This window comes from Sinorhizobium alkalisoli (assembly GCF_008932245.1).
In the GTDB taxonomy this organism is placed as follows: Bacteria; Pseudomonadota; Alphaproteobacteria; order Rhizobiales; family Rhizobiaceae; genus Sinorhizobium; species Sinorhizobium alkalisoli.
In genome coordinates, this window is the sequence record NZ_CP034909.1 from 2,579,908 (window position 1) to 2,592,322 (window position 12,415).

Sequence of the window (12,415 nt, forward strand, 5' to 3'; positions counted from 1 at the left end):
TCTGAACCGCATGGAAGGCGTTGAACCGTTTGTTAACGCTGATCTGGCAGAAGTGAGACCCTGTATTGCGTAATCTCAGGGTGTCCTCGTGTTCATGGCGGTATGTCAAACGGCCGGACGAATATTGCCGTCGGCGCTGAGGCTCCGACTGGTTCCAATCCTTGAGCGGCTCGCCGCAACTTTGTCCGGCGCCGATTCCCGCAGCCGCGCGCAGCGCATGGCGCTCATCGCCTTCATCATCCGTATACTGAGCGCAGCGATCGCCTTCGTCTCTCAGATCGCGATCGCGCGCCTCATGGGCGAATTCGAATACGGCGTCTTCATTTTCGTCTGGGTGATGGCGGTCCTGTTCGGCAACCTCTCCTGCCTCGGACTTCACGCGGCGGTCATCCGCTTCCTGCCGGAATATCATACGACCTCGGCACTCCCAGAAATCCGCGGCCTGACGACGACGGCACGCATATTTGCCCTCGTCTCCGCCAGCACCCTTGCCGCGATCGCGGCCATCGGACTCTGGCTCTTCGGGCGCACCATCGAGAACTACTACATCCTTCCGCTCTATCTCGGCCTCTGCACCCTGCCGATGATCGCGCTCGGCGACGTGATGGACGGCACCGCCCGCGCCCATGGCTGGCCGATCGCGGCGCTGAGCCCGACCTATATCGTACGGCCGCTGCTCATCCTCGCCTTCATGCTCTTCGCGATCGCCGCCGGTCTGCCCCGCGACGCGACGACGGCTATGGCGGCCGCTCTGGCGGCAACCTATGTCACCGCACTCGGTCAATTCCTCGCCATGGTGTGGCGGCTCGGCCGCCATTATGCGCGTGGACCGATGAAGATCGAGCTCGGCCGCTGGCTGCGCGTCTCGGTTCCGATCTTCCTCGTCGACGGTTTTGGATTCCTGCTCACCAATTCCGACGTGGTGATCGTCGGGCTCTATCTGAAGCCGGACGAGGTTGCGATCTATTTTGCCGCCGCCAAGACGATGGCGCTGGTGCATTTCGTCATGTTTGCGGTCAAGGCCGCGGCGGGTCCGCGCTTTTCCGCGGCGATGGCCCTGCGTGACCGTCGACAATTGTCCGAGATCGCCATCGAGAGCGCGCGCTGGTCTTTCTGGCCATCGCTCGCGATCGGCTGCACCGTGGTCGCGGCCGGGCCCTTGCTGCTTTCGCTGTTCGGTCCGGCCTTCACCGCCGGCGCTCCGCTGATGGCGATCCTTTTGGCCGGAATCCTCGCCAAGTCGTTTGTCGGTCCTGCCGAAACCCTGCTCACCATGGCCGGCCGGCAGAAGCTCTGCGTCGGCCTTTATGCCGGGGCCCTTAGCGCCAATATCGCGCTGAACATTACGCTCGTGCCGCTTTTCGGCCTGACGGGGGCGGCGTGCGCAACGGCCGGCGCGATGTTCGCGGAGGCGGCAATCCTGCACGTGGCGGTCAGGCACACATTCGGATTCACCCTGCTCGCGCTGGCGGGCGGAGGCGATAACGGCGAAAAGAAGGAGGCGAGCAGGCCATGAGCGGCAATATCCAGCTTCCCGGCGATGCAAACGGCATGGCGACCCGCATGCCCGGCGGCTTGGCGGCGCGGCCGCCCTTCGATCCGTCCCAGGCCGAGCGCCTGCTCCCGGTCGGACGATCCGGGCGGCATCTAGCGATCTATCCGGCACGAGCCGGCTACGAATTGCAGCGGGAACTCGATTTTCTCTCCAACCGCGCCATCGAGCCGAACGTCTTCTTCACCGGACGCTTTCTGGCGCCGGCCATGCCCCGGCTGGAGGATCGGGTCGTCCGCCTCGCCGTCATTCGCGACGACAACGAACGCAGCAGCCGCATGCGCTTCGCCATGCCGTTTTCGCTCGAAAAGCCGGGGTTTTCGATCGGCGCGCCGATCATCCGCGCCTGGTCCAATCCCTTCGGCCCCCTGGGCGTCCCGCTCCTCGATGCGGAAGACGCGGCGGAGACGATCAGCAACGTCTATGAGGCGCTCGCCGCCCGCGATTCCGGCCTGCCGCAGGTTCTGGTGCTGCCTGACATCCGGCTCAAGGGTAAATTCGCGCAGCTCGCCCGCGCCGTCGCCATCGGCGAGAACCTACCGCTGACAGTGACCGACACTTTCGAGCGGCCGATGCTCGACAGCCTGCTCGACGGCACCGCCTATCTGCGCAAGGCAATCAGCCGCAGCCATTTCAAGGAATTGCGGCGGCAATGGAACAATCTCGGGAAATGCGGCGATCTCGCCTATTGCGTCGCACGCCAGCCGGAGGAGATCCGCTGGCGAATGGAGGAGTTCCTCGCGCTCGAGGCCTCCGGCTGGAAGGGACGAGAGCGCAGCGCCATGATCGTGGACCGCTACCGCGCCGCCTTCGCGAGGGAGGCGATCACCAATCTCGCGGAGGGCGATAGCGTCCGAATCCACACGCTCGATCTGGACGGCAAGGCGATCGCGGCGATGGTGGTTCTGCTGATGGCCGGCGAGGCCTATACGTGGAAGACCGCCTATGACGAACGTTATGCGAAGTTCTCGCCGGGCAAGCTGCTGCTGGCACAACTGACCGAGTGGCACCTCGACGACGCCAATACGCTCCGCTCCGACTCCTGCGCAGTGCCGGATCATCCGATGATTGCCCGCTTCTGGCAGGAGCGCGAGGAAATGGGCACGCTCGTGATCGGCCTCAAGCAGAACCGCGACCGTGACGTGCGCCAGGTCGCAGCCCAGCTTCACCTCTACCGCAATACTCGCAACATGGCCCGAATGCTGCGCGACAAGATACGGGCGCTGGCGGGGCGGTGAGCGACGGAATTATCGGTTTCTGACCGCCTCCGGCACCGCTCTTTCGCGCAAGAGCCGTCGGATCACCTTGCCGGAGGTCGTCAGCGGCAGGCTATCGACGAACTCGATCTCGCGCGGATATTCATGCATCGAGAGCCGGTTCTTCACCCAGTCGCGGATATCGGCCGCGGTCCCTTCGTCGGCGGCAACGCCGGGCTTCAGCACCACGTAGGCTTTGACGATCTCGGTGCGGACCGGGTCCGGGCTGCCGACCGCCGCCGCCATCTGGATGTGGGGGTGTCCCACCAGGCAATCCTCGATCTCCCCCGGGCCGATGCGGTAGCCCGACGAGGTGATGACGTCGTCATCGCGGCCGAAAAATGTGAAATAACCTTCATCGTCCATGACTCCCTGATCGCCGGTCGTCATCCAGTCGCCGATGAATTTCGCCTCCGTCGCCTTGCCGTTCTTCCAGTAGCCGAGGAACATCACCGGATCGGGACGCTTGATCGCCACCTGGCCAACCGTTCCCGGCGGCAGGACGCTTCCTTTCCGGTCTATGATCGCGACCTCGTGCCCCGGCACTGCCTTGCCCATCGAGCCGGGCTTCAGAACGTTGAGATCGGCCGCCGAGGAGATGACGATGTTGCACTCCGTCTGCCCGTAGAATTCGCTGACCTCGATGCCGAGCGCCGCCTTCGCCCATTCATAGGTCTCGCGCCCGAGCGCTTCGCCCGCCGAGCCGATGGTTCGGAGACTGAGGCGATAGCGCTCGCGCGGTCGCTCGACCGATCTGAGAAGCCTCAATGCGGTCGGCGGAATGAAGGCGTTGCGCACATCCATATCCTGCATGATCCGGAAAGCCATGTGCGGGTCGAATTTCTGCGCCGGCGAAGAGACAACCGGCACGCCGAAGAACAGCGACGGCAGAAGCGCATTCAGGAGCCCGCCGGCCCAGGCCCAATCGGCCGGCGTCCACATGCGGTCGCCCGGTTTCGGCAGGAAGTGGTGGTGAAACTGAAACCCCGGCAAATGGCCGAGCAACACGCGATGACCGTGCAGCGCCCCCTTCGGCGGCCCCGTCGTCCCGGACGTGTAGATCATCAGTGCCGGGTCGTCCGGCGTCGTGTCCGCCGCAGCAAAACGGCCTTCGCCCGCGATAAGATGGTCGAAACGGGCAGTGCCCGGCATTTCCTCCGCTTCCGCAAGCACGACCAGCCGCAGCTCCGGCAACTCGTCCCTGATCGCCGCCACGCGTTCATAGCCGAAGTGGTTCGTGACGATCGCCGCCGCCGCCGCGTCGCGCAGGCGATAGGCAAGAGCCTCGACGCCGAAGAGCAACGCCAGCGGCAGGGCGATCGCGCCGAGCTTGTAGATTGCCGCATGGGCGATCGCCGCCTCGAAGCCCTGCGGCAGCAGGATCGCGACGCGATCGCCCGGCCTGATGCCGCGCGCCGCGAGACCTGCGGCAAAGGCCGAGGAACGGCCCGCAAGGTCGGCATAGGTCAGTGATTGATGCGCATCACCCGGACTGAAATGCTCAAGGCAGACGCGCCCCGGATCCCGCGCCGCCCAGGCATCGCTGACGGCAACGCCGATATTGAACCTCTGCGGAATCCGCCAGCGGAACTCGCTATAGAGATCCTCGTAGTTTTCGATCCTCGGTAACATGGGCCCTGCCGCGCTGACAGCTTGTGCGATGCAGCAGCTAGCACGTCCATCCCATGAAATTCAACGGCCCGGCCGCTTCGTCATACAATTCAGCTCGGCAAGTTCTTCGAGGAAGCCGGGAGCAAGCAGAGGCTGCTTCCAGGAACAGGCGGCTTATTGTTTGCTTTGGTGGTCTGTTCGGTTTGGTGGTGCCCCATGCCGGGGTCGAACCAGCACTCCTTTCGGAACTCGATTTTGAGTCGAGCGCGTCTACCAATTCCGCCAATGGGGCATAAGGCTGGGCGATATCAGCGGTTTGCGATTTACACGAAGCTTTTCGCGCCGGTCAACCGGGAACTTTGAATTTCGCCCAAGAGATCACAAAACCGTGCGATCGGTCGCATGTCGAAGCGATTTACAGCCACGACGTTCCTACATAAGAAGGTGGCATCGAATGAAGGGCCGCCCATATTCCGCCCGGCCCCCGCGAGGTATGCATGATCGAAGCGTCCGTAGCCCAGCGCCAGCAGTTCACCTTAGCAGTGCTCGTCACGCTCGGCATGACGGCGACCGTCGGCGGCGCCCTCGGCTTCGAGCATATCGGCGGCTACATTCCTTGTGCGCTCTGCCTTCTGCAGCGCGATCCCTATTACTACGGCATCCCGCTCGGCATCCTCGCTATCCTTACAAGCGTATTGAAGCTGCCGGCCTGGACGACGCGCACCGTGCTCGTGCTCGTCGGCATACTGATGCTCGTCGGCGCCGGGATCGGCGTCTTTCACGCCGGAGCGGAATGGCATTTCTGGGACGGCCCCTCGACCTGCGCCACCACCGCGCAAGGCATTTCCTCCGATGTCGGCGATCTGCTCGGCGATCTCGACGCCAAGCATGCCCCCTCCTGCACGGAAGCGGCGCTGCGTGTCTTCGGACTGTCCTTCGCCGGATGGAATGTGATCGCGAGCCTCATCCTCGCCGCAATTGCGCTTCGCGGCGCCGCCAGGGCCTGACCGCTGCCAGATAGCCTTACGGCTGCAGTTCGACATCCCAGTAGAGATAGTCCATCCAGCTGTCATGCAGATGGTTCGGCGGGAAGAGCCGGCCATTGTTGTGCAGATCCTGCACCGTCGGCTGATAGGGCCTCTGGTGCGGGAACATGCTGGCTTGCTTCGGCAGCTTGCTGCCCTTGCGCAGATTGCAGGGCGAACACGCCGCCACGACATTCTCCCAGGTCGTCTGGCCGCCATGCGCCCGCGGAATCACATGGTCGAAGGTCAGATCGTCCGGCGATCCGCAATACTGGCACTCGAACTTGTCGCGCAGGAAGACATTGAACCGGGTGAAGGCCGGGAAGCGCGAAGGCTGGACATAGCTCTTCAGACAGACGACGCTCGGCAGCCGCATGGAAAAGCTTGGCGACGAGACGGAATGTTCGTATTCGGCGAGAATAATGACACGGTCGAGAAAGACCGCCTTGATCGCGTCCTGCCAGGACCAGAGCGACAAGGGATAATAACTCAAGGGCCTGTAATCGGCGTTCAAGACAAGCGCCGGAAGAGCCTGAGGTGAGACTGCAATCGTCAAGCGTATTCTCCTGATCGATTCGGCATCTGCATCTTCTATATTAGGCGCGTTGCGACAGGATTGTGAAGCCACAAAGAAAAAGTCGACTGGCGATTCGCTTTTTCCTTCAAGGCGTCACGGGCACCCCATCTCGCCGCATCTGCTGGGCATAATAAGCCCAAAAGAGCCGCGCCGCGACGCTGCGCCAAGGCGACCAGACGACTGCCAGAGAGTCGACTTCGCTAGCCGTCGGGCGGAGGCTGAAGTCAAGCGCATGGCCGATCGCATTCTGCAGCGCCACATCGCCGGCGGGAAAGACATCCGGATGGCCCGCGCAGAAGAGCAGATAGACCTCCGCCGTCCAGCGCCCGATGCCCTTGATCGCCGTCAATTCGTGAATCGCCGCCGCCGCGTCGATGTCGCAGACGGCCTGGAGGTCGATCTCACCGGCGACGGTCGCGGCCGCCACGCGCCGCAACGCGTCGGCCTTGGCGCGCGAGAGGCCGACGAGCCGGCAGTCCTCGTCGCTCAAGGAGAGCACGCCAGCGGCGCTGATCTCGCCGAGCGCCGCTTCCATCCGGTTCCAGATCGCCTTGGCGCTCGCCTTCGAGACCATTTGCGAGACGATGATGTTGGCAAGGCCGCGATAGCCGGGTTCCGTGCGCCTCAGCGGCACGGGGCCTGCCTTCGAGAGCACGTGCTCAAGTCGCGCATCAAGCATAATCAGCCCGGCAAGGCCCGCTTCGATGTCCTCATGTGTCCGGATGATCCGCATACACCCTCCCATGGTTTGTTCTAGAATATTCATTGTTTTAAGGACAGACCAAAGCAGCAACTCAAAGTGCTGCGCGTCCTTGTGCGTCTGAACGGGCCTGAATATGTCCGAAGGCGCTGTAAAAAGCGGATGACCGTCCTACTGCTTTATGCAACAGGAACACGATGCCGATAATACGACCGGAACAACCCGTTTTCCGCTTTGCGCCGAGCCCGAACGGCCTGCTGCACCTTGGCCACGCGCTGTCGGCGATCATCAACCACGACCTGGCGACCGCAATCGGGGGCCGGTTCCTGCTGCGGATCGAGGACATCGACCAGACCCGCTGCCGCCCGGACTTCGAGACGGCGATCTTCGAGGATTTAGCCTGGCTGGGGCTCTCCTGGGACGAACCAGTGCGTCGCCAGTCCGACCATCTCGACCTCTATGCCGCAACGCTCGAGCGGCTGGAGGGGATGGGCCTCGTCTATCCATCTGTCCTGTCGCGCGGCGAGATAAAGGCGGCCGTGGCAGCGGCGGAGGCGAGCGGCGAAGCCTGGCCGCGCGATCCGGATGGGACGCCGCTTTACCCCGGACACGAGCGAGACATGTCGCCCGGTGAGCAGGCGGATCTCGTGGCAAGCGGCCGTCCCTTTGCCTGGCGCCTCGACGTCGCCAAGGCCGTGAAGCGCATCGGCGAGCCGCTGACATGGCAGGAAACGGGAGCGGGGCAATCGGGAGAAACGGGGCGGATTGCCGCCGATCCCTCTGCCTGGGGCGATGTCATCCTCTCGCGCTCCGATGCGGCCACGAGCTATCACCTGGCGGTCGTGGCCGACGACGCCCTGCAGGGCGTAACCCATGTCGTGCGCGGCCGCGACCTCTACCACGCGACCTCCATCCACCGTCTGTTGCAGCGGCTCCTGGGCCTGCCCGAGCCCGTCTATCACCATCACCGTCTCATCCTCGGCCCGGACGGGCGGAAACTGTCGAAGAGCAATGGAGACAGCGGCATCGCCGCCCTTCGCACGTCGGGCCACTCGCCGGAGGATATTCGCAGGATGCTTGCAGCCGATACGGGCGAACGCATGCGCGGCTTTCACTCGCCACGCGCTTGAAATCTGCGCCTGACCATGCGCTTGACCCGAAATTTTATGATTGCGGCATTGATCTCGGCGCCGATGATGAAAATCGCGCCGATCATGTAGAGGAACACCAATACGATCACCACCGAGGCAAGGCCGGCATAGGTCGCGACATAGGTGGAGAAGGCGGCGAGATAGGACGCAAAGGCATAGGCGCCGATCGACCAGAACAACAGCGTCAGGATGATGCCGGGCAGCACGTCCATCACGTTGCGATGGCCATCGGGCAGCCAGAGATGTGAGACGAGGAGCCCCGCCGTCAGCATCACCAGTACCAATGCCAGCCCCCAATTGTCGACGGTCGCAAGCACCGTGCTGAGCCAGGGCAGCCATTCGTCGGCGTTGCGAACGGCAAGGGGTACGGCAACGAGCAGGATACTGAGGGCGGCGAGGATGAGCACGGCGGCAAGCACGAAGCCGAGGCTCGCAAGCCGCGTCACAAACCAGGGGCGGCTTTCGGCAACCCTGTAGGCTCGGTTGAGCGCAATTCTGAGCGCCTCTACGCCGTTCGAGGCGAAATAGGCTGCCGCCAGCACAGATATGGTGAGGATGCCGCTACGCGGAATGGTCAGCACCCGGACGATCTCGTCGGCGACGGGCTTTGCGATCGATTCCGGCCAGGCATCGAAGATCAGGTGGACGGCCGTGTCGGCGAACTGGTCGGCGCCGAGGTAGCTGCCGAGCGCCGTGCCGAAGATCAGGAAGGGGAAAATGGCCATCAGCGACGATAAGGCGACGTGACTCGCCATGGCCCAGCCATCGTCCTCGCTGAAATGCCAGTACGCGTCGAACAGGACTTTCCAGATGATGCGAACGACTGCCGGCATCCCGTCTCCAAATCCATCGGTCGCCGTCCGGCTGCCTGCTTCGGTCGGCCAGAAGCGCCCTCCTGCGATGCGCAGCCCCCGAGGCTTGAGTATACGCAATCCGATTGTATCCCAAGGATGAATATGGGAAACGACCTTCGGATTTCTACAGGAATCGCTTTCATGCCCGATCGCCCAACAATCATCGTCACCGGCTGTTCCTCCGGTATTGGCGCCTATTGCGCCCGCGCTCTGAAGGCGGAGGGCTGGCGCGTCTTCGCGACGGTCCGCCGCGCCGAGGATCAACAGAAACTCGAAGGGGAAGGCATCGAGACGTTCATCATGGACTATACCCAGCCGGATACGATCGCCGCGCTGGTGGAGGCCGTGATGGCGGAGACGGGCGGGCGGATCGACGCCCTTTTCAACAACGGCGCCTATGGTCAGGCCGGCGCCGTCGAGGACCTGCCGAGTGATGCCTTACGGCTGCAGTTCGAAACCAATGTCATCGGCTGGCACGAGCTGACGCGCCGCGTCATCCCGGCGATGCGGGCGCGGGGCTGCGGCCGCATCGTGCAGTGCTCCTCTATTCTCGGCATCGTGCCCTATCGCTGGCGCGGCGCCTACAACGCATCGAAATTCGCGCTCGAGGCCCTGTCCCTTACACTCCGGATGGAACTTGCCGGCAGCGGCGTCGAGGTCAGTCTCATCGAACCCGGGCCCATCGCTTCGAAGTTCACCGCCAATGCCGTCGCCTATGTCGAGCGCTTCATCGACCTGAAGAATTCAGTCCACCGGGCGGAATACGAGCGCCAGTTGCGGCGTCTTCGCGGCGAAAGCAAGCCAGTGCGCGGCAAGCTCGGACCGGACGCCGTCTACCATGTCCTGAAACACGCTTTGACGGCACGCCGTCCAAGGCCGCATTATATAGTGACGACCCCCGCCAAGCAGGGCGCGCTCCTGAAGAAGGTCCTGCCGGCGGCATTGTTCTATCGCATCATCGGCCGGCTCGGCTGATGGAAGAGAAGGAATGACGCCATGCCCAGTTTTCTTACCGCCGTGACCCTGTTCGTCATGGGCTTGGTTGCGATCGTGCTCATCCGCGGCCTGTTGAACATGGCCCGGCGCGGCAGCGGCAACACCTCCAACAAGCTGATGCAGATGCGCATCCTGCTGCAGGCCGTCGCGCTGGTGCTGATCATGCTGACGCTGTGGATCACCGGCGGCGGCCGTCCGGCCTGAACGACCGGCGACGCGGGGAGGAATGATGGTCAGATTGAACAAGATCTATACGAGAACCGGCGACAACGGCACGACCGGTCTCGTCGCCGGTCCGCGCCGCTCGAAGAGCGACCCCAGGGTCGGAGCCTATGGCGCCGTCGATGAAGCGAACACCTTTGTCGGTCTTGCCCGGCAGCATACCGGAGACCTGAGCGAGCTCGATACGATGCTGATGCGCATCCAGAACGACCTCTTCGATCTCGGTGCGGATCTTGCCACACCGGACACCGGCGAGAAGCCCGCCTATGAGCCGTTGCGGATCGTTGCCGCGCAGGTCGCGCGACTCGAGGGCGAGATCGATCGCCTGAATGCGGAACTCGAACCGCTGCGTTCCTTCGTGCTGCCCGCCGGCAGTGCCGCGTCCGCTGCCCTGCATGCCGCCCGCGCCATTGCCCGGCGCGCCGAACGGCACATGGTGGCGCTTGCAGAAACCGAAGGCGAAACCGTCAGCCACGAGGCGATCGCCTATATCAACCGGCTCTCCGACTTCCTCTTCGTCGCTGCCCGCTGGGCAAACGACAAGGGCCGGGCCGACGTGCTTTGGATTCCTGGCAAGAACAGATAATACCAAACCTCGAAACACACGCCGGGGGGCCGCATGTTCATACCGCTTCACGACCGGAACGATCTGAAGCACATCGACATGCAATATGTGACGGTCACGCTCATCGTCATCAACTTCGCAGTCTGGTTCATTACCGGACCCGTCGCGACCGAGAATTTCGCCAATGCCGCACTGCTCGGCTTCGGCTATATCCCGGCAATCGTCTTTGATTATGCGGCTCTCGATCCGTCGCTCGTCTATCTGCCGGGTGAATTCACCTTCGTCACCTACTCGTTTTTGCATGGCGATCTCTCGCACGTGGCAACGAACATGCTGTTTCTCTGGGTCTTCGGCGACAATGTCGAAGACGCGCTCGGGCACTTCCGCTTTCTCGTCTTCTATCTACTCTGCGCCGCCGCCGGCGCGCTGGCGCACGGGCTCGTCGACCCCGCCTCGGAAGCGCCCTTGATCGGCGCCTCCGGTGCTGTTTCCGGCGTCGTCGCCGCCTATTTCCTTCTGCATCCGAAGGTCAGGGTCTGGGTCCTGGTGCTCTTCCGCTTTCCCCTGCCGCTTCCCGCCGCAATTCCGCTTGCCTTTTGGATCGGTCAGCAGTTCTTCATGCTCGCGGTGGATCCGAATGGCGGCGTCTCCTGGAGCGCCCATGCAGGTGGCATAGTGACCGGGCTGGTGCTGGTGGTCCTTTTGCGACGCCCCGGAGTTCCGCTCTTCGACCGGGCGATCGTCACCCCGCGCGCCGTCGAACACCGGTCCGAGCCGATAGAGGGCACGACCACCCCGCTCCCCGGCCGCAAAAAGCCCCCGACTCCCTGGGGCCGACCCACCTGAAAGGGAATGGTACATTTTTTACCAGCAGGCGAAATAACGCGCTAATTCAAGGGATTGCCGACGCGGCCGGGCGCTGTCGCGGAACAGTTTCGGCCGTGCGCCTTTCCGGTTGCCAGGGCATTATATTACGTGTACGTAAACGTCAGTCAGAATTACCGGTTTTTATCGATTTAGCGTCGCGGTGAGCAATTGTAATTGGAGAAAAAACGCGTATCGATGTCGCCAACCGACAATCAGACCGCTCTGTTAAGGCGCATTTTCCTGCGAAAGTTCCTGGAGGGAAAGTATCCATGAAAATTCTAGTTACGGTGAAAAGGGTCGTCGACTTCAACGTCAAGATCCGGGTGAAGGCGGACGGCACGGGCGTCGAGCTCGCCAACGTCAAGATGTCGATGAACCCGTTCGACGAGATCTCCGTCGAAGAGGCGCTACGCTTGAAGGAAGCCGGCAAGGCGAGCGAAGTGGTCGTCGTGTCGATCGGCCCGGCCAAGGCCGAGGAAACGCTCCGCACCGCCCTCGCCATGGGCGCCGACCGGGCTATCCTCGTCGAGACCGACGACCAGGTCGAGCCGCTCACCGTCGCCAAGATCGTCAAGGGCGTCGCCGAGGCCGAACAGCCGGGTCTCGTCATCGTCGGCAAGCAGGCGATCGACGACGATTCGAACCAGACCGGTCAGATGCTCTCGGCGCTCCTGGGGTGGCCGCAGGGCACCTTCGCCTCCAAGGTCGAGATCGGCGACGGCAAGGTCAACGTCACCCGCGAGGTCGACGGCGGCCTACAGACGGTCGAACTGAAGCTGCCGGCGGTGGTCACCACCGACCTGCGCCTGAACGAGCCGCGCTATGCCTCGCTGCCGAACATCATGAAGGCGAAGAAGAAGCCGCTCGACAAGAAGACGCCGGCCGATTTCGGCGTCGACACCGCGGCACGGATCAAGGTGTTGAAGACGGAGGAGCCGTCGGGCCGCAAGGCCGGCATCAAGGTGAAGTCGGTCGCCGAGCTCGTTGAGAAGCTCAAGAGCGAAGCCGGCGTGCTCTAGTTCCTGCGTCCGGAAAGCGG

Annotated in this window: 13 protein-coding genes and 1 tRNA gene; 9 read left to right on the forward strand and 5 right to left on the reverse strand. The window is 63.2% G+C overall.

Features of this window, described 5'->3' with window-relative positions:
* Positions 1–94 precede the first annotated feature (94 nt).
* Both EKH55_RS12565 and EKH55_RS12570 read left to right on the forward strand, forming a co-directional pair.
* A complete protein-coding gene (locus EKH55_RS12565; protein ID WP_069459327.1) occupies positions 95–1,516 on the forward strand; it encodes a lipopolysaccharide biosynthesis protein in 1,422 nt (473 codons plus the stop codon).
* Positions 1,513–2,790: a GNAT family N-acetyltransferase gene (locus tag EKH55_RS12570; protein WP_083265352.1), complete on the forward strand. Its 1,278-nt coding sequence runs from the start codon at positions 1,513–1,515 to the stop codon at positions 2,788–2,790. The genes EKH55_RS12565 and EKH55_RS12570 overlap by 4 nt, the downstream gene beginning before the upstream one ends.
* A 9-nt stretch (positions 2,791–2,799) precedes the next feature.
* Here EKH55_RS12570 and EKH55_RS12575 read toward each other — a convergent pair whose 3' ends face one another.
* The gene (locus EKH55_RS12575; RefSeq protein ID WP_069459272.1) at positions 2,800–4,440 is read right to left on the reverse strand and encodes an AMP-binding protein; all 1,641 of its coding nucleotides are present in this window, start codon (positions 4,438–4,440) and stop codon (positions 2,800–2,802) included.
* 186 nt (positions 4,441–4,626) lie between these two features.
* A tRNA-Leu gene (locus EKH55_RS12580) sits at positions 4,627–4,711 on the reverse strand.
* A 205-nt stretch (positions 4,712–4,916) separates the two neighbouring features.
* Between EKH55_RS12580 and EKH55_RS12585 the strand changes: the two genes are divergently transcribed.
* Positions 4,917–5,426 (forward strand): disulfide bond formation protein B, encoded by a 510-nt coding sequence (locus EKH55_RS12585; protein WP_069459271.1) that lies wholly within the window; start codon positions 4,917–4,919, stop codon positions 5,424–5,426.
* Positions 5,427–5,442: 16 nt separating this feature from the next.
* Here EKH55_RS12585 and EKH55_RS12590 read toward each other — a convergent pair whose 3' ends face one another.
* Together EKH55_RS12590 and EKH55_RS12595 are read right to left on the reverse strand one after the other, a co-directional pair.
* The gene (locus tag EKH55_RS12590; RefSeq protein WP_069459270.1) at positions 5,443–6,000 is read right to left on the reverse strand and encodes an HNH endonuclease; all 558 of its coding nucleotides are present in this window, start codon (positions 5,998–6,000) and stop codon (positions 5,443–5,445) included.
* Positions 6,001–6,106: 106 nt separating this feature from the next.
* Positions 6,107–6,754 (reverse strand): DNA-3-methyladenine glycosylase family protein, encoded by a 648-nt coding sequence (locus tag EKH55_RS12595; RefSeq protein ID WP_069459269.1) that lies wholly within the window; start codon positions 6,752–6,754, stop codon positions 6,107–6,109.
* Between the two features lie 164 nt (positions 6,755–6,918).
* On the opposite strand from EKH55_RS12595, the gene gluQRS reads away from it, so the two are divergent.
* Positions 6,919–7,851 (forward strand): tRNA glutamyl-Q(34) synthetase GluQRS, encoded by a 933-nt coding sequence (gene gluQRS, locus EKH55_RS12600; RefSeq protein WP_069459268.1) that lies wholly within the window; start codon positions 6,919–6,921, stop codon positions 7,849–7,851.
* Here the strand turns inward: gluQRS and EKH55_RS12605 are convergent.
* The gene (locus EKH55_RS12605; protein ID WP_069459267.1) at positions 7,833–8,705 is read right to left on the reverse strand and encodes a YihY/virulence factor BrkB family protein; all 873 of its coding nucleotides are present in this window, start codon (positions 8,703–8,705) and stop codon (positions 7,833–7,835) included. The two genes, gluQRS and EKH55_RS12605, sit on opposite strands and share 19 nt — an antisense overlap.
* A 162-nt stretch (positions 8,706–8,867) precedes the next feature.
* Here EKH55_RS12605 and EKH55_RS12610 point away from each other — a divergent pair, with 162 nt between their 5' ends.
* The 5 genes from EKH55_RS12610 (at position 8,868) to EKH55_RS12630 (ending at position 12,395) form a co-directional block, all read left to right on the forward strand.
* Complete coding sequence (locus EKH55_RS12610; RefSeq protein ID WP_069459266.1) at positions 8,868–9,701, forward strand: SDR family oxidoreductase; 834 nt, start codon at positions 8,868–8,870, stop codon at positions 9,699–9,701.
* 21 nt (positions 9,702–9,722) lie between these two features.
* The gene (locus tag EKH55_RS12615) at positions 9,723–9,926 is read left to right on the forward strand and encodes a twin transmembrane helix small protein (protein ID WP_034857325.1); all 204 of its coding nucleotides are present in this window, start codon (positions 9,723–9,725) and stop codon (positions 9,924–9,926) included.
* A gap of 25 nt (positions 9,927–9,951) precedes the next feature.
* On the forward strand, positions 9,952–10,530 hold the full coding sequence (locus tag EKH55_RS12620; protein WP_069459265.1) for a cob(I)yrinic acid a,c-diamide adenosyltransferase: 579 nt from the start codon (positions 9,952–9,954) through the stop codon (positions 10,528–10,530).
* A gap of 33 nt (positions 10,531–10,563) precedes the next feature.
* Positions 10,564–11,355 (forward strand): rhomboid family intramembrane serine protease, encoded by a 792-nt coding sequence (locus tag EKH55_RS12625; protein WP_069459264.1) that lies wholly within the window; start codon positions 10,564–10,566, stop codon positions 11,353–11,355.
* 290 nt (positions 11,356–11,645) lie between these two features.
* On the forward strand, positions 11,646–12,395 hold the full coding sequence (locus EKH55_RS12630) for an electron transfer flavoprotein subunit beta/FixA family protein (RefSeq protein ID WP_069459263.1): 750 nt from the start codon (positions 11,646–11,648) through the stop codon (positions 12,393–12,395).
* Positions 12,396–12,415 lie beyond the last annotated feature (20 nt).